This is a genomic window from Methylocystis echinoides (assembly GCF_040687965.1).
GTDB lineage: Bacteria > Pseudomonadota > Alphaproteobacteria > Rhizobiales > Beijerinckiaceae > Methylocystis > Methylocystis echinoides_A.
Genome location: NZ_CP156084.1, coordinates 2,105,577 through 2,128,134 on the forward strand (window position 1 = coordinate 2,105,577; position 22,558 = coordinate 2,128,134).

Genomic DNA, 22,558 nt, shown 5'->3' on the forward strand with positions numbered 1-22,558 from the left:
ACAGCCCGCTCATTCCAAAGGAAAAGCTTGCGCGCAAGGTGGAGCGGGTCTCGTTGTCTGATGGCTCCTCTCCATCCCGCCCGACAAGAAGCCAAGGAAGTGTTTCCAGGCCATCGACGCCAATCGGAAGGGCCCCTACGCCACGGCGTCCCCGACATCGGAGACTTTCGGAAAAACCAGCTTGAAAGTCGCGCCGCCGCCCGGGGTCTCCTCGACCCAGATTTTGCCCCCGTGGGTATCGACAATCTCTTTGGCAATAGCCAGGCCAAGGCCTGTTCCGGGGAGCTTTTCGCTCTTCCGCCAGAAGGGCTCGAAAATCATGTCTGTGTGGTCAGGAGAAACACCCTCTCCATGATCGATGATCGATATCAAGCCTTCGGCGTTTACTTCGACAAAAATCGTTCCATTCTTAGGCTCCGCGCGAATGGCATTATCGAGAAGATTCGTAAGAACGCATTCAATCGCTCGCTGGTTTCCTTTAATGATCGCGTGCGGGGGATTGGCTTCGAAATCGAGAAACCTGTTGCAATCCATCGCCAAGGGGAGAAGACCAGCCACGACGCCGGCAGTCAGATTCGATAAATTGACTTCCTGATCCATGCTTACTTGCCCCTCGAACAGACGCGACGCCACGAGCATCTGCTCGACGATAGAGCGCAACTGACTGGCGTCGCTAAGGAGTTCGGAAGCAAGAGCGCTAGCTTTGGCGTTTTCCAGCCGGGCCCGCATGACAGCGAGCGGCGTACGCAATTCGTGAGCGGCGTTCGCGGTAATGCGACGCTGCCGAATGGCCCATGCATCGAGGCGCCGGAGCGCTTCGTTGACCGCATCCACGAAGGGGCTTACCTCGACGGGGACGTCGGTCGGCAGCAGCGGCTTCGACAAGCTGTCCAGTTCAATTTTGGCCACCTCTGCAGCCGCGTCTCGCAACGGCGCGAGTCCCTGTCGAACAGCAAACCAGGCCGTCGCCCCAGAGAGCAGCACGGCAAAGACGAAATAGGCTGCATAAGTCAGCAGATCTTCGCGCATTGAATGAAAGAGGTCTTCGAGTCGAAATGTGGCGTGATACGTCGCGATGTGGAATCGCCCATAGGGCGTGCGCGCCGGTCCCATGAAGCCAAGCGCGGGCGTTTCGGGGTCGCTAGGCAAAACGAAATGCGTGTGAGAGGAATTGACCTCGATGACCTTTTCGAGTCTCGCGACGAGCTCAGGCGACGAGCCGTCGACCGGCGTTTTGCTTTTCGATTCGAAAGCGGCAAATTTCAGTTTTGGAATACGCGCAACTTCATCCTGCAACCCGGACGATGGCTCGATTTCAATATGGCCGTCCGCGCCCCGTTTCAACGAGTCGACGACAAGGCTAGCCGTTCTATAAGCGGCAAGTTCGTCCCAAGACTGCGTGAACCTCTCGACGCCGGCGAGACCCAAGCCGAGCGTCGCCGCCCAGGCGAGGAAAAATGCGTTGAACTGAGCGATGACCAGATAGCCGACGGTGCGCCGGGCGAGCGAAGAGTGAGCCTTCACCGTCGCTCCTCGCGCTCCCTAGTTTCACGCAGAATGTAGCCGAGCGAGCGCGCAGAAAAGATTTCAGCGCCGGCGTTCATTGCGGCAAGACGCGCTCGCAAACGCGAGACGAGCGACGTGAGCGCATGATCCTGCACTTCCTCGCCATATCCGTAAAGCTCGGCGTGCAGGGTCTCCCGTGAGACGACGCAATTGGCCCGCCTGACAAGGGTCTCGAGCAGGACAAGCTCCCCGCGCGACAGAAGCGCCTGCGTTCCGCTAATGTGGACGGCCCGGTTTTCGAGATCGAATCTGAGAGCGCCGACTTGAACCGGCGGGGTCGGTCCACTGCTATGCTTTCTCAGATTCGCGCGAATGCGTGCAACGAGCTCGTCGAGATTGAAAGGCTTTGTAAGATAATCATCGGCCCCTGCCTCGAGCCCTTCGATCCTGTTGTCGACGGCGTCGAGCGCAGTCAGCAGCAAGATTCTTATGTCGGGTCTCTTTCTGCGCATCCGCGGGACCAGCGCGATGCCGTCGCCATCCGGCAATCTGCGATCAATCAGCGCGAGCGCATAGGCGCAGCGCTCGAGTGCGCGATCCGCATCCTCGATCGTGTCGACGCTATCGACATTGTAGCCGGCTCGATGGATTTTTTCGGCCACTTGGCGCGATAGGTCGGGGTGATCCTCGACCAGAAGGATACGCATGGGCGCCGCTCCCAAGCTGGACTGGCGGCGGCGGACGCCGACGCAACCGCCATTATCGCTGCAAAGCCTGTCGATCGCCAAGACCGGGCTGTGACGACATCGCTGCAGCTGTTGCATTCTTGCAACAGAATGCAATTTCCCGCGCGGAGGCTCCGCTTGCGAGGTTCCTGCGATCTTTCTTCGTTATCCCTGAATTGCGCCTGCTTCCAACCGAATGAAGCGGTTTCGACGGACGGCGTGGAGCAGAGGGCAAAGCGATCGAGATGCGAGGCGACGTGACGAGATCAGGAACCAGCCGGGAGACGGAGCGGTTCGCGCGTCGCTTCCTGCTGGCTTTGCTGATCGCGATTGCTCTCTTCGCTCAAGGCGTCATTGCCGCTCATTCCGGGGGACCGAAGTCCCGTTTCGCAGACGGCGACGCCGTAACTTCGTTGCTGGATATCCCGTGCAAGAGTTCATCCGGCGCCGACGGATCGGGAGCGCCTTCCGGGAAGGCGTCTGTCTGCTGCATCCTTTGCGGCGCCGCGGCCTACGCCAAAGCGCCGCTCTCCCCCGAACGCGACATCAGCAGCCGCGCCCTCTTTGTCCATCTCGCGCCAATAAATGTCTCTGTCTCGCTCTCCTGCGAGCGGCCGTCAGGCTGGGGGAGCGTCTGGTCGGCTCAAGCGCCGCCTGTTGTCTCCTGATCGATCCCCCTCGCTCACATCCGACGATCGGGCGCCGATGCGCCGCAGGAGATAACAAATGTTACGCTTGCTTCTTTCGCGCGGCGTCTGCGCCGGCGCGCTTGCCTTTGCCCCTTCTTCCCTGGCGATGGCTCAGCAAACCCTCCCGACGATCGAGATCGGCGGCGTGCGAGGGAAGCCGAAGCCCGTTCCCGGCGAAAACGGCGGCAGCGGCGGCGCCGCCACGGGCGCCGCGGCGCCCGGTCCCAATGCCGGTTCGGGATCATCCGTCGCGTCGCGCTTTGCGAGCGTGCCCAGAACGCCGACTGAGGGATATGTCGTCCACAACGTGACCACCGGCGCGAAGATGGACGTCCCGCTGAGAGAATTGCCCGTCTCGGTTGGCGTCGTTCCGCGGCAGGTCATCGTCGACCAGAACACGACGCTGGTCCAGGAAGCGCTCGAGAACGTTTCGGGCGTCCAGTCCAACAACACCGACACGGCCGGATATAATTTCAACATTCGCGGCTTCCAGGTTCTGAATTTCTTCCGCAACAATCTGAAGGCCGACGGTTTCAACTTTGATACCGCCAATATCGAGCGTATCGAAGTGCTCAAGGGTCCCGCGTCGGTGCTTTACGGACGCTCCGAGCCTGGCGGCATCATCAATCTGATTACCAAAGAGCCGCTTGGCGCCCCGCGCTACGTTTTGGAGCAGCAGTTCGGTTCATTCAACTATTATCGCACGCAATGGGATCTGTCTGCGCCGATCGACCAGGTGGAGGGCCTCGCTTACCGCGTGTCGGGCGCTTATCAGAATAACGGCTCGTTCCGAACCTTCCAGGGCGGCGAACGCGTCCTTGTCGCGCCTGTCATCGCCTACCGGCCGACGGAATGGACAGATTTTACACTAGACACGCAATATTTCGGCCAAAGGGCGCAGTCCGACGTCGGGATACCCACAATCGGCCCCGCTCCCGCTCCCGTTCCGCTCAGCCGCTCCTTTCAGGAGCCGACCGATCCCATTGATTCGAGCGATAACGTAACTGTTAGCTATCGCTTTCGACAAAACCTGAACGAGGACTGGAAGGTCACGAACAGGTTTCTTTACGCCCATAGCAGTCTGCAAGGGGTCAACCTGTCGGCGTCCTGCTCGACGCCATTCTGTGTCGACCCCGACTGGCAGACTCTCCAACGTCTCACCCAAACCCAAACGGTCAGCGGCCAGACATTTTCGACCAACATCGACCTCGAAGGAAAATTCCTCGCGCTCGGCGGAAGACATAATTTTCTGATGGGCCTCGACTATTACAACAATAACTTCTCCTATTACGCCGGCGGTGGCGCGGGGCTTTACCCGATCAATATAGTCAACCCCGTCTACGGCGGCGTGCCCGACTACGCCTATTGGGACGCGATTGCAGGCTCAGGCTTCAAATATCATTCCTCGACCCTGACGCGTCAGAAAGGCTTTTACGTTCAGGATCTGGTCACCTATTTTGAGCGTCTGCACATTTTGCTGGGGGCCCGCTATGACGTCGCCGATCAGACGGCCGGCTTCTCTAGCAGCTGTTGCGGCGATTACACAGCGACTCAGCAGGCGGCGATCGACGCGCGCCTTGCGGCGGACACCGCCGTTGACACAGCCTGGAGCCCGCGCGCCGGTTTCGTCCTCGATGTCCTTCCGCAGGTGAGCGTCTATGCGAACTACTCGCGCTCCTTCGGCGTCGGAAATGGCTTCTCCGCCACCGGCGCGCCGCTTGGACCACAAAGGGGCCTGCAGTGGGAGGCTGGACTGAAAGCCGAACCTCTTCCCGGCCTTAATGCGACCCTCGCTTTCTATCAGATCACCAAGTCGGGCGTGCCGACCCGCGATTTCGCGGGTGGTCCTGGGGCTTTCATCCTGGCTGGCCTGCAGCGCAGCCGCGGCGTCGAACTCGACGTCCTCGGCGCGATCACCGACCGGCTCGCGGTTACCGCGAACTACGCCTATATCGACGCCAAGGTTATTGCGGACAATCCCTTCAACCCGCTCAATCCCTTCGGCATTCTCGATCCTTTGATTTTCGGGCAACAGGGCGGTCTGCTCGGACGTCACAGAGACAATGTCCCGCGTCACTCCGGCAAAGTCTTCCTGACGTATGATTTTGGCGACAACGGCCTTGGTTTCCGAGTAGGCGGAGGCGTCACCGCCGCGACGCGCGCGTGGGGCGACATCCAGAATACGTTCCTGCTGCCTGGGTGGGCGCGGCTAGACGCCTTTGCAAGTTATGCGACCTTGTTCGAAGGCCACAAGCTAACCGCGCAGTTGAATTTGAAGAATATCAATAATGCGCAGTATTTCGTTGGGCCGGACAACTTCTTCAACAACTTTTCCGCGCCGTACTCCAGCATTCCCGCCAAGCCCTTCACCGCGACGGGGACGGTAAGAATGGAGTTTTAGTCATGGCGCGCGCGCTCCTGGTTTTGCTTCATCGATGGACCGGCTTGGCGATGGCGGGCTTCCTCATCATCGTTGGCGGGACGGGGAGCCTCCTCGCATTCTACGGAGAATTGAACCATCTGTTAGCGCCTGAACTCTACGCCGACCTGCCGGGGACGGCAGGCCTCGACGCCGCCGCGCTCGCGCAGCGCGCCGAAGCGCTCGCGCCCAACGGGCAGGTCAATACGGTCTATTTCGGCTATGATTCTCTCGTCGAGATGAGCATGGAGTCGAAGAGCGGCGCAGCGCCGCTCGGTTTCGACTACATTTATCTCGACCGGCGGACGGGCGCAGAACTCGGACGCCTGTTTTGGGGCGCCTTCCCGACGACGCGGGCGGGCGTCATGCCTTTTGTCTATCGCGTTCATATGACGCTTGCCGCCGGTGAAATCGGGGCTTGGCTACTCGGGCTCACCGCGCTCGTTTGGACGCTCGATTGCTTCGTGGCCTTCTATTTGACGCTGCCAGCGGCCGGCGAACGCAGCCGCAAGAGCTTTCTTGCACGCTGGAAGCCTGCATGGCTGGTCAAGGTCGCGGGATCGTTCTACCGAGTGAACTTCGACCTGCACAGGGCCGGAGGCCTATGGCTCTGGGCGTTCTTGCTGATTTTCGCCTGGTCGAGCGTCTACATGAATCTCAACGGGTTTTATTCGCGCGTCATGTCGCTCGTCTTCGCTTACGAGCAACCCTATTATTTCGCGCCAACTGTATCGCCGCCGCGCGATATCGAACCGCTGTCCTGGGAACGGGCGCAATCTCGAGGGCGTCAACTTATGGCGGAGCAGGCTCGCGCGCATGGGTTCGAGATCGAACGCGACCTCGCGCTCTATATTCTCCGCGACAAAGGCGTGTGGGAATATCGCGTGCGGTCGTCGCGGGACATCGGCGACAAATACGGGCAGACGTCGGTGTGGTTCGACGCCTCATCGGGGGCGCTGCGTGACGTCTCGCTGCCAACAGGGCATCGCGCCGGCAATACGATCACGACGTGGCTTTACGAATTGCACAAAGCCAATGTCTTTGGTTTGACCTACAGAATTTTCGTGAGCCTTTTCGGCTTGCTGATAATCATGCTCTCCGTGACCGGCGTTTACATCTGGTGGAAGAAGCGTTCGGCGCGGCGGGAGCGCGGTCGGCGCCCGGCGCCTGGCCGGGCGCGTGAACGGGAGGAGGCCGCTTGTTGAGTTTTTTCAAGCCGACGCACCCCTTGATTTGAACTCTGCAATTGCGCGTGGAGATCAGCATGATTTTTGATCACGAAGGCCTTTCCCGCCTTATCGACCGCCTGCGCCGCGCCGGCCCGATCGGAGCCTATCCGCGGCAAGCGCTGCTCGCCTATCTTTGCGCCCAGGGCGCCGCTGGACGGCGTACGCCGCGCCTGTTGGTGATCGACGTCTTCGACGGCGGCGGCGCGCATGGGCCGATGTGCCGCTTCTCGATTTGCGGCGACACGCGCGCGCAGAGCTTTGTCGCGCCGTTGAAGCACATCGCCGTCGACCGCAAATATCCGGCGGCGCGCGCGCTCGTGCGGCTCGTCTGCGACGGCGCGCCGACCGCTGCATGAGGGCGGCGCGCCTCGTTCTCGTCCTGCTTCTCTGCGGCGGCCTCCCCGCGTCCGCCGCCGAAGGCGGGGACGAGCGCCGCGACGCCAGCGAAGAGATTGCCGCCGCACAGGGTTCGCGCGCGCGCGACGAGCGGCGCGCACACAAACAGCGGCCGCGTGCGGCGCGCGACCGACGCGACCGCGACCCGCAGGAGACAGGCGAGGGCCGGGACCAGGACAGATCTCGCGCGCAGCGCCGGGAGACGGCCGACGACAAACCAAAAGCCGCGCCGCGCGCGCAAACGCTCGGACGCGATCAGAGCGGCGTCTTCGTCAACGAGTCGGCTTCCAACGCCGCCTATTCGCCAAGCTTCGTCATGCGCGGCTTTCCTTCCGGCGTTACGCTCTTCGAGGGCGCTGCGCATGGCTTCACGGCGCAGGACGTCGATCTCTCGACCGTCGACCACGTCGAGTTCTTCAAGGGGCCGAGCGCCATGCTGTTCGGCAAGGCTCTCGGCGGCTATGGCGGGGCCGCCAATTATATTCGCAAGGCGCCGACGCTGGAGACTTTCAGCCGCGCGGCGACGAGCCTCGGCTCCTTCGGCCTCAAGCGTCTCACCGTCGACATCAACGTCCCGCTCACCGACGACAAGAACCTATTGTTCCGGCTGACCGGCTCGGCGCAGAGTCTGGGCAGCTTCGTCGACTTCGTGCGCACGCGCAGCTTCGACGTCGCGCCGATGCTCGCTTTCACCGCCGACAATGGCGACCGCGCCACGCTGCGCGCCGAGCACAATGGCGCGCGGCTGGTGTGGCGGGACGGCGTGCCGGCCGATCCGATCTTCTTTGGAATTGCGCGCGAGTTCTACGCCGGCATTCCCGCCAATGAACATGAAACGCCCTTCTTCGACGATCTAACCTTCACCTATGAGCATGCGCTCGGCCCGAACTGGAGCGTTTCCGCCGTCGTGGATTATTTTCTCTACGCCAGTCGCTGGGGTTGGTTCACCGGCTGGGGCTATGACGGCTTTCAGTCCGTCGTCTTCGGCAATCCGGCGCGCAGCCGCACCGCCAACCGCAGCTTCGACGCGCAACTGCGGCTCAACGGCCGGTTCGAGACGGGCTTTCTTTCCCACACGGTGTTCATGGCCGCCGAGCACTGGGATTATTTTTTCGGCTATTCCAATGACATGTTCCGCTATGAAGCGGCGCCGCTCAACATCTTCTTCCCCGTCTATCCGCCGGGCGTCGATTATGCAGGCGCCTATTGGTCGAACGGCGTCGCCCGCGCAATCAGCCGGTCGGTCTACGGCCAGGACCTCATCGACCTCAATGAAAACTGGCGCATTCTTCTGGGCGGACGCTACGATCTTCTTTCACAGCGCGAGCGCGTGTTCGATCCCTCGGGCGCGCTCACGGGAGAGCCGACGGCGAGCCTGAGCAAGGGAATCGACGGCTATTTCTCGCCGCGCGCCGGCCTGTTGTTTCGGCCCGACGCCGAGACGCAGATCTTCGCCGCCTATGGCAAGTCGCTCATTCCCAATACCGGCGTGCGGGTTCAAGGCGGCGAGACGCCGCCGCCGCAGCAGGATACGCAATATGAGCTTGGCGTGCGGCGCGAGCTCTTCGACCGCCGCGCGATCGTCGAGATCGGCCTGTTCGACATCACTCGCGACAATGTCGCCATCCCCAATCCGGCCAATCCCTCGGGCTTCTATTCGGTCGTGACCGGCCAGCAGCACAGCCATGGGATCGAGGCGAATGTAACGGCGCAGTTTACGCCCAATCTGCGTCTGACCGCCGGCGCGACCTTTCTGCATGCGCTCGTCACCAAAGACGACAACGTCCCCTCCCAGCAAGGCAGCGATCTTCTGGGCGCGCCGCGCCGCGTCTACAATGTCTCGCTCGCCTATACGCTGGATTTCGGCCTCCTCGACGGCCTCGAACTCGGCGCGAGCTATTATTACGCCAGCCGCGCCGAAGCGACCCTGCCGAACACCCCCGGCTTCACCCTCCCGCCCCAGCAAATGCTCGGCGCGTCGCTTGGCTATAAGCTCAGCGACAATTTCAAATTCGAGGTCAACGCCGCAAATCTCACCAACCAGCAAAATTGGACCTCCAACGGCGCGCTCTATCACGGCGAGCCCAGGTCCGTGTCGGGGAGCGTTATTTGCAAGTTCTAGTTTTTCCGCCGTGCATTCCAACGACTAATCATTCGCGAGCGAAGACGCGCGCAAAACAAAGCTGAAGCCAAAGAGCCGGCGCGACCTCCGCTTGAGGAGTATTACATTCGCAACATTTCCCTCCCGACGCGCTTCGCCTCGAGAAACCATCGATGATCTCGATTGTTTTCAACATGTCTGCCACCGACTGTGGCGTGACGCTCCAGCTGGCGGCAGCCGCCAATATGGCCTGCAGCTTAGCGCCCGCCGCTTCCCGCCGGGGGTTTTTGCCCCAGCTAAACGGAGAGGAACATCGCCATGCGCTACAGCCGTCTACACAGCCAGACCGCCAAAGAACTCGCCTTGTCTGCGGCGCGGCGCTTGACGCTGCTCGCGCTGACGACGCCGCCGCAGGAATTCGAGCGACTATGCCCGACCGAGATCGAGGATTTCGAGACCCAGCGCGATCTTGCCGCAGATGAAATGCATCTGGGGCATGGCAAGCTGAGGTCCATGTTCGAGGAGGACGCGCTCGACGCCTTCGAAGCCGAGACAAACCGAATCCGGTCGTCGATTGCGGTTCCGACCTTCATTGAGCAGTAAGGCTCTCGTGATGCGGTTCTCTTCTAACGGGGCTCGTGGCGCGCACCCGGCGCTTGCAGAGGATCGAAGCGCCTATTGGCAGGGGCGCAATATTCTTTCGCCGTACACATGCATGCGGGGGAGACGTTTCTTGGATGCGTAGCGCGACGCCGCTCAACTCGATTGCGCCTTGTGCACATGCCCTGACGAGCGCCCCTTCTCCATGGTCCATCTTGGCCGCAATGTAGCTGCTCGCCGACGTCTTCCGTGAAGAGGGCAGTGGCCATGTCATGAGGGGCGACGCTCAATCAGGGCTGCATGATGACAGTCGTCCCCACGCTCACGCGCTCGAACAAATCGGTCACGTCCTCGTTACGCATGCGGATACAGCCATAAGACGCGGCCGTGCCAATCGAAGCGCGCATCTTGTTGGTCGTGCCGTGGATCGCGACCTGATCGCCATCGAGCAGCATCGCGCGGGTCCCCATCGGATTGTTCGGCGCCCCGCCGGGGATCACATCGGGCAACTCGGGGTGGTCGGCGCGGACATCGGTCGGCGGCGTCCAGTCGGGATTGGTGAACTTCTCGCGGATCGAAGTGACCCCGAACCACTCCTTGCCGTGCTTCGGCACTGCGACCGGGTAGCTGATCGTGCTGCCGTCATTCTGCACCAGGAAGAGGCGGCGCTGGGAGACGCTGACGACAATCGTGCCCGGGGCCACGTTTTCGAAGACGGCTGTGCGATGTGATCTGGTGTGCTCGGATGAGATGGCGGCAGAAGCGGGCGTCGTGGACGCCGCAGCGGTGAATGTGAGGATGGCGGCGGCGGCGGCGCCGGCGACGACTTTGCGAATGTTCATTGTTCCCTCCAAGGAAGTCGATGTTTTAGTGGAAAGAACGTAGCTGCCGTCCGTCCGCAGCGGCGTGCGCCGTCGCACGATCCGAGCTCGGCGGGATCGCGGCAGTCATCTCAACAGTAAAGAGCAGGAGCAGAAGATTTAAGGGATTCATAGCCTCCAGCGAGGAAACGCTTCAGCTTGTCTCCCCAATTTCGAAGTGAGATATTGGAGTAATTAATGGCGGCGGGTTCGGTCATGACTACGGTTTATCTTATTAATCCAATGGCCGATTTTCCCACTTACTTTGGCGCCGAGGCGCTCGCGGCTCGAGGCGGGCCGGGCGGCGTGATGATGGCGGATCTCGCCTGTTCGACTGTTGCGGCGTTGGCCCCTTCGGATTTCAAGGTCGAGATTTGCGACGAGAGCGCCTCCCGCGTCGACTTCGATCATCCGGCCGACTGGATCGCGATCACGGGCAAGGTCAGCCAGCGCCAGCGCATGACGGCGATCGCTGACGAATTCCGCAGGCGCGGCAAACGCGTCATTATCGGCGGTCCTTATGCAAGTCTCTCCCCGGAACGGCTGCGCGGCCATTGTGACGTCATGGTGTGCGGAGAAGCAGAGGAGATCGCCAGCGCCCTGTTTTCAGATTTGCGGGCCGGAAAGCCTAAGGACGCTTATTTTGGCGACAAGCCGTCTTTAGCGCTGTCTCCCGCGCCCCGCTGGGACCTCTATCGCAACGACCGCGCCATGCTTGGCGCCGTGCAAACTTCCCGCGGATGCCCGTTCGAATGCGAATTCTGCGACGTTATCCAATATCTCGGGCGCAAGCAGCGGCACAAACCCATCGCCAATGTCATCAGCGAGCTCGAGGCGCTCTGGGCCCTGGGCTATCGCACGACGTTTCTGGCCGATGATAATTTCACCGCCTATCGGGCGCATTGCAAGGAGCTGCTTGCGGCAATCGCAAAGTGGCGTCGCGGCCACCCGATGGAGTTCGTCACCCAGATCTCCATCGACGCGACGCGTGACGACGAATTGATCGATCTGTGTGTGGCCGCAGGGTTGACGCAAGTGTTCATCGGCATCGAGACGCCGAACCTGGAAAGCCTTCGTGAAACGGGAAAAAGGCAGAACCTCAAGATCAGCCTCATTGAGGAGGTTCAAAAGCTCGTCGAGCGCGGGATCTCGGTCATGGGAGGAATGATCGTTGGTTTCGACCATGACGGGCCCGACATCTTTCGACAGCAGTATGAATTCGCGATGGCGACGCCCATTCCCATATTCAGCCTTGGCGGTCTGATGGCTTCCGAGGCGACGCCCCTATACGATCGCATCTTGCGCGAGGGACGACTCCTCACGGGCGGCATCGAGACCCAGGCCGTGCCATGGAGCTCCAATATCAAGTGCAAAACCATGAGCATGGAAGAGCTGCATGAGGGAATGCAGAACCTCTGCAATGCGCTTTATTCGCCGCCGGCCTTAACCGCGCGCATGCTCCGTCTGATCGACAGCTTCGGGCGACGTCGCAATGGACCGGCGTCCGAGCCGACCGATTCGAACGCGCTGCGCGAGATCGAAAGGCAGTCAATGCAGGTCGCCATGCAAGTGCGTAATTATGGCGAGTCGGAGGGTCGGATGTGGAACAAAATCTGGGGCGCAGCCGTACGTAAGCCCGAGACGATGACCATCGTTGGCCGCATCATGTTCCAATACGCCCAAGCGCGCTACATGTTCGAGAAAGGCAATTATTGGGAGCCCAGCCTCGCGACGGCCCCCGCGCCGCAAAAGGCGGAGCGCGTCGCCGCCATGTCGGATGCGTAGGACTGTCGTTCTAGCGTTTTTCTCGACGAGAATTGCAAGACCGCTCGCGCTGGTCCGTCACTGTGGAACCGTCATGAGCTCCATGAGGTGGCTGTCTGGCGTCTCGAAATACACTCCCCGGCCTCCGCCCCAGTCATTCAGCTTTCGGTCGCTTCGGCTCCAGGGCGCGCTGCCGAAGGCCAACCCCTTATCCTTGACTCGTCCGAGAATAGCATCGAATTCAGCGTCGCTGACATGGAAAGCATAATGCTGAGCGTCGAATGACGCCGCGTCGGCGAACAAAAGCGTCAAAGTGTCATTCACCCGCACTGGCGCAAAGTGGTCGGCATCCGCTTCTACGAAGGCTAGACCAAAGACGTCAGCAAACCAGCGCGCCGCATCCTGCTTGTTGTGAGCAGAAACGATCGTGTGGTTGAGACGAATGGTCATTGGCTAGATCCTCCTGTCAAACCCCGCAACCCGCCGGGTAAGCGCGCAGCGACACTTACGCCCATTGCCCACGAGGTCCATCAGATTGGCGTAGCGGTAGAGATGGTCAAAATCCTCCAAAAAGCCGAATACGGCTCGACATTCAGCTCGGACCAGGAGCGGAGCTGACGTTCCAGCGGCAAGCCGTGCTCTGCGAGTGGATTAAAAGGCATGGGTCTCTCCGACGTTGCGCGGAGCAAACTTTTCTGGCGTCCGTCGGTTCGTACTTCGCCGCAAGGCGTCCAATTAATTCGCGCAGCGCTTGCCGCTCAAGGGACGCCTATGAAGCGCCACGCGGGCGGGCGCGCGTGCGGCTCCCGCGCCCATAACTCAGCGTTGGCCCACGGCCTTCCCGAACGCCATCACGACATCTTGGCGGGCCAATAATTACTTTGTTTGGAAGCCGGGGGGAGCATTCTCCCATGGGTAGCCGTTCTTCGCTTTGTCGAATGCGTAGCGATAGAGAGCCGTCATATAAGCGCGATCAAAGTCCGCCGGATGCGGGGCGTTGAAATCCTCGCCGATATAGGCGATTCTGAAAGAGCTGCCGCCGCGCTTGGCGATCATGTACATTTTATACAAGTCACCGGCGCCGCTGTAACTCGTGAGAACAGAGACGGCCTTCTGCGCTACAGACAGCGTCTGGCGATCAACGTCGCTCCAATCCGCTCTCAGCTTCCCATTTCTGATGACGTAGGTCTCGACTTTTCTTCTAAAGCCCTCGGCTTCCCGCGCCTTCTCGGGATTGTATGCGGAAGGGGAGATGAACGACTGACTGACGGCGCCGCCATCCACGTGAAGTTCCTGATAGCGCTTGCCGTTGACCTCGACGTCGAAGAGGACGGGCGGGAACGCGGCGGGGATCGCCGCCGATGCGAGGAGGATGTGTCTGATGAGCTCGAGGGCCTCCGGGCGCCCGCTCGCCGCTATGGCCCCGATATTCCAGAATACGGGCCGCCCCGCGTCGAGATCGGTGGTCTGGATCGCGAGCAACCGGCCCTTCTGATACTCGGCCGCGACTTTCTCCATCAGCGCTTCGGTGAAGTAATGTGAAATGGTTTGATAGAGCGGGGTCGTATCTGACAACGCGTCCTGCGCAACGGCGGCGACGGGCAAAAACCTCTCTTCGAAAACGCGCGACGCGTCCATTTGGGTGTAAACTTCAGTCAGTAGAGGATCATATTCCGGTCCCAGAAAGGCATAGATGGCGATGAGAGCGCCCGTGCTGACGCCCGTCACCAATTTGAAGGCCGGCCGGTCGCCATGCGCTGTCCACCCCACGAGCAGCCCTGCGCCAAACGCGCCATTATCTCCCCCGCCTGATAAAGCGAGCAGATGAGCGGTCGGCAGCACGCCGCCTCTCTTGACGCCCAGATGTCTGGCCTCGCGAAGGAGCGCCTGTTCCTGCACGCGCTCGATCGACCCCAGCTCATCGCCGAAAAAGCGGGCGTCCGGGATCCCGAGCACAGTCGCCGCCCGCCTCTCCCCGGGTGGGACGGCGGCCTGTCTGTCCAGCAAAGAGCAGGCCGCGAGCAGGACGGGCAGAAAGAGGATCAATCCGATCGAGCGTCGAAACGACTTGAAGTTGGCAAAAAGCATCGGTGAAGAATTCGCGGGTTGGCGACGCCAGCATGCCCTTATCCGGTCGTTTCGACAAGGCCGAGGCGCCGCCTTCAGAGCCTCGACCTACGCTTTTTGAGGCGTGGCTTGGGCTAAGAAAGCTCCCGAGCGACCGGAATGTCGTCGCAACTGCGCAAGTCGCCGTTCAAGCGCTCGATCACGCGCTCGATCGCTTCCGTTTTGTCGGCATATCTTTCTTTTATTGTTTCGAAATTGCGCTTGTCGTTCGCGCTTCTCGCTTGAGCGCCGAACATCAGCGTTCCTTGCCCGCCTACGCCGATCTCAAAATCGGGGGCGTCATGTAACCCCACATGGTGGCCTGCAAGCCATGCTTTGAAGCATATGTCATGGTCGAGATGGACGCCCGGCTGGCCGGGCTTACTGAAGCTCTGATCGAAGCCTCCGAGAGATCGAAACACGTCTCGCCTGAAGAAAATCGGCCCGATCCCCACGCTATGGACAAACATGAAGCGCATGTTCAAATCTGGCTCAACGAATGGAATGGGCCGGACATTCCAATGCGCGGCGAGCGGAAGCGCTTGATGTCCGAAGAGCTTTGTCGCGGCGCTCGGATCGGGCGCGGAGAGATCCCACATGATTCCAATCCAGCTTCCCAGGATCGCGAGCTTGGGATAACGCTCGAAGAGCGCAAGCGCGTCGCTGACCCATTTACCGCTTGGATCTGGAAGATCGTCGTCTTGCAGCACGCAGACGATATCGCCTCGCGCATAATCGATGGCGCGATTATAGGACCGGATCTCGTGGATATCGTTTGATCTGATCACAAAATCGTTGGGACGGGTCAGCCGCCGCAGCCATTCTCTCTCCGATCCATCGATTGAGCCATCCTCGCAGATGATGATTTCTTGCGCCTGAGTCTGTCTGAGACGCGACGTAATCGGAACGATGTTCCCTCGGTGGTTGAACGACAAGAGCACCAAGGACAAATTCGGAGAGTCGGTATATTTGAACGGCGACGCCGCCTTCAATTCCTTGCGATGCTTCACCCTCGCAGCCAGACACCTTTTGTACAGCCACGATGAATAAAGGTTGAGGCTGCTCAAGATTGGAAGCAGTAATCGCGCCAGAATATCGCCCATCCTACCTATTCTCCGTAGCCTTCGTCGCTCGAAATTGCAGCGCTTGCAGGCAATGTGAGGCCTGCGGCGCATTTTAGGCTCCAACATGCCCGGATATGACGTTTTCCACAAGGTTGGCGCCGCCGCCCGCGTCACGCGCAAGAGACGCGAGCGCGGCTTTACTCCTCCTTGCATTGGGCCAAAGTAGAGGCGGTCTTTCCGTCGATCTGCCCCCGCTTCGCCATTCTTGCGTCGTACCGTCACACTGGGTCGGACGCCCGTCTGGGGACCAATGATGCTGCCCGTGTGCCTGTCGTATTCAGAGGATAACCGCCGGGAAGGAAACGCGGTCCGCGCCTGGCTCGAAGAAAGCGGATGGACCGGCGTCTACACAGAAACCGCCTGGACGCCTGATGATCAGGGCGGCGATCGCCGATCGGATGAGCGACTCGTCCGCTGCGAAGCCGTCGTGTTCCTCGTGACGCGAAGTTGGCTGGCGGACGATCGCTGTCGGTTCGCCTATTGGCTCTCGAGCAGTCTTGGCAAGCGGATATTCTGCGCTCTGGTCGAGCCTCTCTCGCTCGATGACCTGCCCAAATGGGTCGCCAAGCGCGGGCAGATTTTCCCATTGGCTCCGAGCGACGCCGACGATCGCGCGGTTCTTGGCGGCAAAACGGAGCACGGCGACGCCTTTGAGGTCGTCCTTTCGTCCAAGGGGCTCGACGCTTTCAAGGCCGCGCTCGGCGAGGCCCGGCTGACGGCGCACGTTTTCGCCTGGCCGCCTCAGGACGAACCCGATCGCGCGCCTTATCGCGGGCTCGAGCCTTTGGAGGCGGCGGACGCCGGCATTTTCTTCGGCCGGGACGCCGAGCTGCTCGACGCGCTCGACAGGCTTCGCAGCCTGGCGCAGGCGGGGCCGGGGCGGTTTCTTGCGCTCATCGGCGAAGGGGGCGTCGGGAAAACCTCGTTTCTAAGTGCGGGCCTCTGGCCTCGGCTGGCTCGCGACGGTGAACATTTCTTCCCTCTTCCGGTCATCCGACCCGACGGAGGACCGCTGTTCGGGCCGAAGGGATTGGCTGCAGCGCTCTCAGAGGCGGCCCGTCACAGCGGGCGCGAGCTTTCCGAGACCCGCATCCGCGACGCAATTGCTGGCGGGCCGGAATCTTGTCGAGACTTGCTTGCGGATTTCTCGAGGCAGGAGGGTCCCCCCACGCTCGTCCTCGCTGTCGACGACGCGGAACAGCTGCTTCGCGACGATGAAGAGACCGGGCAATTTCTGACGTTATTGGCTGGCCTCGCCAGCGAAGATCGTCCTGCCGCAATCGTGATCCTCACGATTCGCCCCGGGGAGTTCGGCGCGCTTTGGCGCAGGGGGCCTTTCAGCCGCTTCCGGCCCCGTCTTTTTATGCTGCCGGACATGTCCAAAGACGCCTATAGAGCGGCGATCGAGGGCCCGTTGCAACGGCTTCCTTCGCCTGGGCGCTGGGAGATCGAGCCCTCTTTGGTGGAGACTCTCCTCGCCGACCTCGACAAGACCGGCGCCGCCGCCTTGCCGCTTCTCGCTTTCGCCTTACAGGCGCTCTACCGCCTTTGCTCGGACGCAAAGCTCGTCATGGCGGCGGATTATCAAAGATGCGGGCGGCTGCAGGGAGCAATCGACGCTGCGGCAGGTCGCGTCCTTGCGATAGCTGGCGCCGATCCCGACTTGCCGAGAGACCGCGACGCCCGCCTGTCCTTGTTGCGCAGGGGACTCGTTCCTTGGCTGGCGTGCAGCGTTCCGGGATCGTCGACCGCGAAGCGGCGCCGCGCGCGCGCCAGGGAAATCCCGCTCGACTCGATTCCCATGATCGAGCTTCTCGTCGAAGAGCGGCTGGCGACGCGGGGCGTCGATGCGGTTTCGGGCGAAGCGACCTACGAACTTGCACATGATGTGTTGCTCGATCGCTGGACGCTTCTGAGGGACTGGATCGCCGCTGAACGCCGCCTCGACGCGACGCTGGAGACCCTGCAGCGCGCAGCGCGCGATTGGGACGCGCATGGGCGCGCCCATGACTGGGCGAAGCATGCCGGAAGTGAGCTCCAGGGCGCGGAAAGTCTCTACGCGCAACCGGAGTTCCTGTCGCGCCTGGAGGCCACGGACCGCGCCTATCTGCTCGCCTGTCGAGAAAAGGAAAAATCTCTCCAGAAGTCCGATCGGCTGCGGATCCCGGAAGAGGAGCGGGCCGCCAAGACGAGCGCCTATGCCCAACGCGACGCGCAAAGCGTTCGACGCTTGAAAATCTTTGCTTGGGCTGGCCTCGCAACGACGCTCGCTTCCGTCGCGGTCGCCGCCTGGCTCTGGCAATCACTGGCCAAAAGTGAGCGGCAGGCAGCGGCCAGGCTCGAGGAATCGGAAGCGGCGCTTGCGGCTGCGGTCGGCTCGATCAATCGAAGCATGGACGGTCTTGCGCGAAAACTCGCCGGCCAGCCGGAAAGCCAGGCGTCGCTCGTCGTGGATGTTTTCAACCAGCTCAACTCCTTGCAAGAGAAGCTCGGGGCCTACCCGGCAAACGCCGTCGAGCTGCGCCGCAGTCAGTCGGTCGCGCTCAACCATATTTCGGAGGTGCGCCTCGCTAAGGGCGATATTGAAGGCGCGCGCGCCGCGGCGGGTCGCTCGGTCGCTCTAATGCAAGCGCTGTCCGAGTCTCGTCCTGCGGATGACGGATGGCGGCGCGATCTGTCGGTCAGTTACGAGAAGCTCGGCGACGCCCAGGCCGCGTCGGGAGATTTGGCGGGGGCCCGGAAATCCTATGCGGACGATCTTGCGATCGCGAAAAAGCTCCTGTCGGCTGCGCCCGAGAATCCGCAAAGACGCTGGGACATGTCGGTAAGCTACGAAAAACTGGGCGACGTTCAGCTCGCGCAAGGGGACGTCGACGGCGCGCTCGAGTCCTATGGAAACGACCGGGCGATCCGGGAGGCGCTGACGGCCGCAAATCCCGAGAATGAAGCCTGGCGGCGCGGCCTTGCCGTCAGCTATGAAAAGCTTGGCGTGACGCTCGCGAAACGGCGCGAAGTTCCCCAGGCGATCGCCGCTTTCGAGGGGGCGCTGGAAATCTACCGGACGCTTGCGCACGCCAACCCCGGCGACGCGCAAACCGCCGCCTATGCGGTCGTCCCGCATTGGTGGCTCGCCGACTTGGACAAGGCCAAGACGCGCGAACATCTCGCCGCAGCCCTCGCGATCCTGCAACCTCTGGCGGATTCCGGGCATTTGAGCGAGGATAAGCGCAAGTGGATGACCCAGATCAAGGCGACGATGGCGGCCCTCGAGCCGCCCTTGCCGGCAAGACGCTAAAAAAAGCCGAAGGCGCCGCATATATGACGCCTGTGAAGAGGAGTTCCAGGTGAAAGCCGGCGGATTAAAGGGGCTCGACGCCTTATGGCGCGCCATGGGCGGCGCCGCCTTCTTCGTGCTTTCTTGCTCAGGCGACGCTCTGGCGCAGATCTATGGCCCGCCGCCTTCTCCCTATGACGATCCCGTGCCGCCGGCCCCGATCGCTCCCCATGCGCATCCGATCGACGGCCCGGATGACGACGATTTCGACGCGCCGGAGCTCGATCCAGAGGAGATGATGTATCACAGGCGCCGCGGTCTGGTTGTCGCTCCAGAATTCGACGAGCCGGATTGGCGCCGCCCGCGTCATTGGGAGCCGCCTCCGCCAGGCCCCCGAGCAGGGAGAAGCTTGGTGAAAGCGGGCCCCTTGCGCGCGGCGCCTCGGGCGACGCGGCCATCGCGTGAGGTCCGAGCCGCCCCCGTCGCCCGGAAGGCCGCTGTGATTGCGTCGCCAGCGCCTCGCGCCGTCTCGCCTCCGCCGGCGAAACGGGCGAAAGCGCTGCCGCCCGCGGTCTCCTCAGCCGCCCGGCCGCCGCCGCCCGCGGTCTCCTCAGCCGCCCGCACGCCGCCGCCCGCGGTCTCCTCAGCCGCCCGCACGCCGCCGCCCGCGGCCCCGAACGCGTCAGGCGCTCCTTCCGCAGCGCAGCAAAAAGGCTTTGGCCCCCCTACCGCTCTGATGAACGCCACCGAAGGCAAGTCGAATATGGAGAGGTAAACGCGGTTCGAGCGGACGGCGCGAAAATCTGCTAAGACTTCCTGAATTCGGGACGCGCACGCCAATGCGCCTCGGATCGAGGCCCGGAACGACCAAGAGGACACATGGATCGACAGGAACAAATTCTTATCGAGGCCTTGGCCAAGGTCGACGATTATGGCGACATTGCGCCGGCCCATGTGCAGGATCCGATGACCATGGTGCTTCGGCAGCGGGCCCTGCTGGCGGATCTGATGCGCTGGGACGACGCGCGGGGCCGTTACGTGCTGACCGGCACGGGCCGAGGCCGCCTCACCGCGCGCCACCGTGCGCAGAGCTCTGTCGTCCCATTCGGACGTCGGACGGAAAAAAACGACAAGATCAAAAAGGCGTAAGCGCCGCCAATCCGCGCTGTCACGGAGGAGGAATTCGCATGACCATATCATCCAAGAGTGTGCTTACCGCCGTTCTTGCCGCTGCGACCGCCTTCCCGGCGCTGACGACAGACGCTTTCGCCGGCCCCCTGTCGATAACGAGCCCTGCGACAGTCGGACTGCAGGGGTCGACGGAGCAGGTCTGGTATCGAGGCGGCGGCTATTACCGTCGCGGCTATTATCCCGGCTATTACCGCAGGGGCTACAGCTATAATCCGGGCGCCGCCGTCGCCGCCGGAGCCGTTCTCGGCATCGCTGGCGCCGCCGCCGCCGCGGCGGCCGCGCAAAACAACTATTACTATAATTATCCGGGGTACTACGCCTATCCCGGATACGGCTATTACGGCTGGTAAGCGCACGAGCGAAAGCGGCGCAAAACGTCGCCGCTTTCGTATTCGAGCAAGCCCCCGACTTACGCTGCTTTCGCGGTGAGCGCGCTGAGCCCGCCGTTTTCGATCCTGTAGACCCGGTCCACCATCGGCAGCAGTTTTTCACTGTGCGTGACGAATAATTTGGCCGCCGGAAAGGCCATCAGCGACTTCACCAGCCGTTCTTCGGACGCCGCGTCGAGATTCGCGGTGACCTCGTCGAGAAGGAGCAGGCGCGGCCGACGGCAGAGCGCGCGTGCGAGCAGCAGACGACGCCGTTGTCCGGTTGAGAGGATCGCGCTTTCATTCGTCACGCGCGTCGCAAGTCCCTGCGGCAACCGGAGCACGTCGTCGAGAAGCCCGACGGTTTCGAGCGCCTCCTCGATCGTCGACATGGCGATCGAGGGAGAAAACATGCTCAGATTATCCAGAACGCTTCCGGCGATGACGCCGTCATCCGCGAAAACGGCTCCAATGTTCATCCGATACGGATAGAGGCCGAATTCTTCCAGCGGCCGATCGTCCACCAGAAACTGGCCTTTTTCGGCGTGGTGGAGGCTGGCGACGATTTTGAGAAGCGAAGATTTGCCGCATCCTGAAGGGCCGACAATGGCGAGCGACTCGCCCCTTGCGATGTCGATGTCGAAATCGACGTTGGAAAGCAACGGCTTCGTATTCTGCCCAAACGCCACCGACACGCCGCGCAGGCTGACCTTGCGTCGGATCGGGCGGGCGATGGTCGCGCCGGTCGTATGAGTTTCGGTCTTTTCGCTGAGAATGTCGTCGAGCCGATTGAAATGAACCCGCATGATCGACAGGTTCAAAAGGCTGAGGATCATGGCGTTCATGTTGAAAAAGAACGAATTGCGCAAGGTGAAGAAGGCATAGAGGACGCCGAGCGAAATCGTGCTCTTCATCGTGTCGCTGACGCCCATATACAACGTGACGACGGTCCCAATCATGAAAATCAGATGCAACAGGAGATCTGTGTCGATCGACAGTTTTTTCGAGGCGTAGCTCTTATTTGCAAAGCGCGCGAAATTCTCGAACCATTTCAGCCCGAAGAACTCGGCCGTGTTGTGCGCCTTGAGCGAGTCGATGCGCCGAAGCCCGTCGAGCAGGAGCGCCTGTTCCTCACTGCGCGCCTCGAGCGTTTCGAGGGTGCGCATGGCGATTTTCGGATAGGTGACGAGGCGCAAGACAATCGCCGCGGCCAGCGTCAGGATGGAGACGAAGGCCATGGACGGCGAATAATAAAACATGAGCAGAACGACCATGAAGGACATGACGCCGTCCGCGATCGTGTCGATAAATCCGGAGACGATGAAGGTCTTGATGTGGTCGATCGATGACAGCCTCGTAACGAAATCGCCAGTGTGGCGCGCCTCGAAATAGCGGAGCGGCAGCCGGAAGGCGTGCCCGATGATATTGCGCGTGAAGTGGATTTCAAACATCGTCGCGGCGCGTGCCGTCACGACGTCCCGCAGCCATCTGCTCAGCGCCTCGAACGACATGAACAGCCCGAGGCCCAACATCACGATGGTGAGCAGGTCGAGATCGAATTGAGGAATGACGACGTCGAGCGCGATCTCCAGCAGGATGGGCGTCGCCAGAGAGAATAGACTCGCGGCAAAGGAAAGGACCGTAATGATCGCGATGACGTGTTCCAGGCCGCGACAGGAGCGGAAGACTTCCCAGAAGACGGAATTGTCCTTGGCCTTGACGCTGCTGAAATCGACTCTCGGCTCGAATTCGAGCGCCACGCCGCTGAAGTGACGCTCGACGTCGTCGCGGGTGTAAATCCTCAGACCAAAGGCGGGATCGTGGATTTTGAAGACGCCGCCGCGCGAGACCTCTTCGAGCACGACGAAGTGGTCGCCGTTCCAATGAAGCAGCGCCGGGCATCTGAGATTCTTCAGCTCGCCGACATTCGATACGGCGAAGCCCTGCGCGTCGAGATCGAGCCGTCCCGCCAGTTCGACGATATCGGCAAGACTCAGCCCGCGCATGGAAACCGACACGAGAGAGCGCAAGTAAGAGACGCTGATATCGTGCTTGTGGTAATTGGCGATCATCGCCACGCAGGCGAGACCACACTCCATCGCTTCATTTTGAAGAATCGTCTTGACGCGTTTCCGCATCTGCAGAATTTGCAGGCTCATCCACGCCGCCGCATCGCCCGGATCGGATCGAGGACCCAGTCGATCAG

The 22,558-nt window shown here is 61.5% G+C and carries 17 protein-coding genes; 10 read left to right on the forward strand and 7 right to left on the reverse strand.

Annotated elements, in window-relative coordinates; all coding sequences use genetic code 11:
• Nucleotides 1-135 precede the first annotated feature (135 nt).
• Together RVU70_RS10290 and RVU70_RS10295 are read right to left on the reverse strand one after the other, a co-directional pair.
• On the reverse strand, nt 136-1,524 hold the full coding sequence (locus RVU70_RS10290; RefSeq protein WP_363345910.1) for a HAMP domain-containing sensor histidine kinase: 1,389 nt from the start codon (nt 1,522-1,524) through the stop codon (nt 136-138).
• A complete protein-coding gene (locus tag RVU70_RS10295) occupies nt 1,521-2,213 on the reverse strand; it encodes a response regulator transcription factor (protein ID WP_363345912.1) in 693 nt (230 codons plus the stop codon). Before RVU70_RS10295 ends, RVU70_RS10290 begins: the two co-directional genes overlap by 4 nt.
• A 744-nt stretch (nt 2,214-2,957) precedes the next feature.
• On the opposite strand from RVU70_RS10295, the gene RVU70_RS10300 reads away from it, so the two are divergent.
• The 5 genes from RVU70_RS10300 (at nt 2,958) to RVU70_RS10320 (ending at nt 9,668) form a co-directional block, all read left to right on the forward strand.
• Nucleotides 2,958-5,321 carry a TonB-dependent siderophore receptor gene (locus tag RVU70_RS10300; protein WP_363345914.1) on the forward strand — a complete coding sequence of 788 codons (2,364 nt, stop codon included), beginning with the start codon at nt 2,958-2,960 and terminating at the stop codon, nt 5,319-5,321.
• Between the two features lie 2 nt (nt 5,322-5,323).
• Nucleotides 5,324-6,544: a PepSY-associated TM helix domain-containing protein gene (locus tag RVU70_RS10305; protein ID WP_363345916.1), complete on the forward strand. Its 1,221-nt coding sequence runs from the start codon at nt 5,324-5,326 to the stop codon at nt 6,542-6,544.
• A 59-nt stretch (nt 6,545-6,603) separates the two neighbouring features.
• A complete protein-coding gene (locus RVU70_RS10310) occupies nt 6,604-6,924 on the forward strand; it encodes a hypothetical protein (RefSeq protein WP_363345918.1) in 321 nt (106 codons plus the stop codon).
• Nucleotides 6,921-9,086 (forward strand): TonB-dependent receptor domain-containing protein, encoded by a 2,166-nt coding sequence (locus RVU70_RS10315; protein WP_363345920.1) that lies wholly within the window; start codon nt 6,921-6,923, stop codon nt 9,084-9,086. Before RVU70_RS10310 ends, RVU70_RS10315 begins: the two co-directional genes overlap by 4 nt.
• 297 nt (nt 9,087-9,383) lie before the next feature.
• The gene (locus RVU70_RS10320) at nt 9,384-9,668 is read left to right on the forward strand and encodes a hypothetical protein (protein WP_363345922.1); all 285 of its coding nucleotides are present in this window, start codon (nt 9,384-9,386) and stop codon (nt 9,666-9,668) included.
• Nucleotides 9,669-9,955: 287 nt separating this feature from the next.
• Here the strand turns inward: RVU70_RS10320 and RVU70_RS10325 are convergent, their stop codons facing one another.
• Nucleotides 9,956-10,507, reverse strand: coding sequence for a L,D-transpeptidase (locus RVU70_RS10325; RefSeq protein WP_363345924.1), 552 nt, complete (start codon nt 10,505-10,507; stop codon nt 9,956-9,958).
• A gap of 234 nt (nt 10,508-10,741) precedes the next feature.
• Between RVU70_RS10325 and RVU70_RS10330 the strand changes: the two genes are divergently transcribed.
• The gene (locus tag RVU70_RS10330; RefSeq protein WP_363345926.1) at nt 10,742-12,310 is read left to right on the forward strand and encodes a radical SAM protein; all 1,569 of its coding nucleotides are present in this window, start codon (nt 10,742-10,744) and stop codon (nt 12,308-12,310) included.
• 57 nt (nt 12,311-12,367) lie between these two features.
• Here RVU70_RS10330 and RVU70_RS10335 read toward each other — a convergent pair whose 3' ends face one another.
• The 3 genes from RVU70_RS10335 to RVU70_RS10345 all read right to left on the reverse strand — a co-directional run bounded on the left by RVU70_RS10335 (nt 12,368) and on the right by RVU70_RS10345 (nt 15,633).
• Entirely contained in the window at nt 12,368-12,739 is a 372-nt protein-coding gene (locus tag RVU70_RS10335; protein WP_363345928.1) for a VOC family protein, read from the reverse strand.
• Between the two features lie 426 nt (nt 12,740-13,165).
• Nucleotides 13,166-14,377: a patatin-like phospholipase family protein gene (locus RVU70_RS10340; RefSeq protein ID WP_363345930.1), complete on the reverse strand. Its 1,212-nt coding sequence runs from the start codon at nt 14,375-14,377 to the stop codon at nt 13,166-13,168.
• A gap of 113 nt (nt 14,378-14,490) precedes the next feature.
• Nucleotides 14,491-15,633 (reverse strand): glycosyltransferase, encoded by a 1,143-nt coding sequence (locus RVU70_RS10345; RefSeq protein ID WP_363351296.1) that lies wholly within the window; start codon nt 15,631-15,633, stop codon nt 14,491-14,493.
• Nucleotides 15,634-15,769: 136 nt separating this feature from the next.
• Here RVU70_RS10345 and RVU70_RS10350 point away from each other — a divergent pair, with 136 nt between their 5' ends.
• From RVU70_RS10350 to RVU70_RS10365, 4 genes are all read left to right on the forward strand, one after another.
• On the forward strand, nt 15,770-18,814 hold the full coding sequence (locus RVU70_RS10350) for an AAA family ATPase (RefSeq protein WP_363345932.1): 3,045 nt from the start codon (nt 15,770-15,772) through the stop codon (nt 18,812-18,814).
• A gap of 49 nt (nt 18,815-18,863) precedes the next feature.
• Entirely contained in the window at nt 18,864-19,568 is a 705-nt protein-coding gene (locus RVU70_RS10355) for a hypothetical protein (protein WP_363345934.1), read from the forward strand.
• Between the two features lie 104 nt (nt 19,569-19,672).
• A complete protein-coding gene (locus RVU70_RS10360) occupies nt 19,673-19,942 on the forward strand; it encodes a hypothetical protein (RefSeq protein ID WP_363345936.1) in 270 nt (89 codons plus the stop codon).
• A 38-nt stretch (nt 19,943-19,980) separates the two neighbouring features.
• Complete coding sequence (locus RVU70_RS10365) at nt 19,981-20,334, forward strand: hypothetical protein (RefSeq protein WP_363345937.1); 354 nt, start codon at nt 19,981-19,983, stop codon at nt 20,332-20,334.
• 59 nt (nt 20,335-20,393) lie between these two features.
• Here RVU70_RS10365 and RVU70_RS10370 read toward each other — a convergent pair whose 3' ends face one another.
• Nucleotides 20,394-22,511, reverse strand: a complete 2,118-nt coding sequence (locus RVU70_RS10370; protein ID WP_363345939.1) for a peptidase domain-containing ABC transporter — start codon at nt 22,509-22,511, stop codon at nt 20,394-20,396.
• Between the last annotated feature and the right edge of the window lie 47 nt (nt 22,512-22,558).

Bases quoted from the DNA above. Each gene is read 5' to 3' on its own strand.
- RVU70_RS10295 (WP_363345912.1), bottom strand. From the start codon at position 2,213: ATGCGTATCCTTCTGGTCGAGGATCACCCCGACCTATCGCGCCAAGTG.
- RVU70_RS10300 (WP_363345914.1), top strand. From the start codon at position 2,958: ATGTTACGCTTGCTTCTTTCGCGCGGCGTCTGCGCCGGCGCGCTTGCC.
- RVU70_RS10305 (WP_363345916.1), top strand. From the start codon at position 5,324: ATGGCGCGCGCGCTCCTGGTTTTGCTTCATCGATGGACCGGCTTGGCG.
- RVU70_RS10310 (WP_363345918.1), top strand. From the start codon at position 6,604: ATGATTTTTGATCACGAAGGCCTTTCCCGCCTTATCGACCGCCTGCGC.
- RVU70_RS10315 (WP_363345920.1), top strand. From the start codon at position 6,921: ATGAGGGCGGCGCGCCTCGTTCTCGTCCTGCTTCTCTGCGGCGGCCTC.
- RVU70_RS10320 (WP_363345922.1), top strand. From the start codon at position 9,384: ATGCGCTACAGCCGTCTACACAGCCAGACCGCCAAAGAACTCGCCTTG.
- RVU70_RS10325 (WP_363345924.1), bottom strand. From the start codon at position 10,507: ATGAACATTCGCAAAGTCGTCGCCGGCGCCGCCGCCGCCGCCATCCTC.
- RVU70_RS10330 (WP_363345926.1), top strand. From the start codon at position 10,742: ATGACTACGGTTTATCTTATTAATCCAATGGCCGATTTTCCCACTTAC.
- RVU70_RS10335 (WP_363345928.1), bottom strand. From the start codon at position 12,739: ATGACCATTCGTCTCAACCACACGATCGTTTCTGCTCACAACAAGCAG.
- RVU70_RS10340 (WP_363345930.1), bottom strand. From the start codon at position 14,377: ATGCTTTTTGCCAACTTCAAGTCGTTTCGACGCTCGATCGGATTGATC.
- RVU70_RS10350 (WP_363345932.1), top strand. From the start codon at position 15,770: ATGATGCTGCCCGTGTGCCTGTCGTATTCAGAGGATAACCGCCGGGAA.
- RVU70_RS10360 (WP_363345936.1), top strand. From the start codon at position 19,673: ATGGATCGACAGGAACAAATTCTTATCGAGGCCTTGGCCAAGGTCGAC.
- RVU70_RS10365 (WP_363345937.1), top strand. From the start codon at position 19,981: ATGACCATATCATCCAAGAGTGTGCTTACCGCCGTTCTTGCCGCTGCG.
- RVU70_RS10370 (WP_363345939.1), bottom strand. From the start codon at position 22,511: ATGAGCCTGCAAATTCTGCAGATGCGGAAACGCGTCAAGACGATTCTT.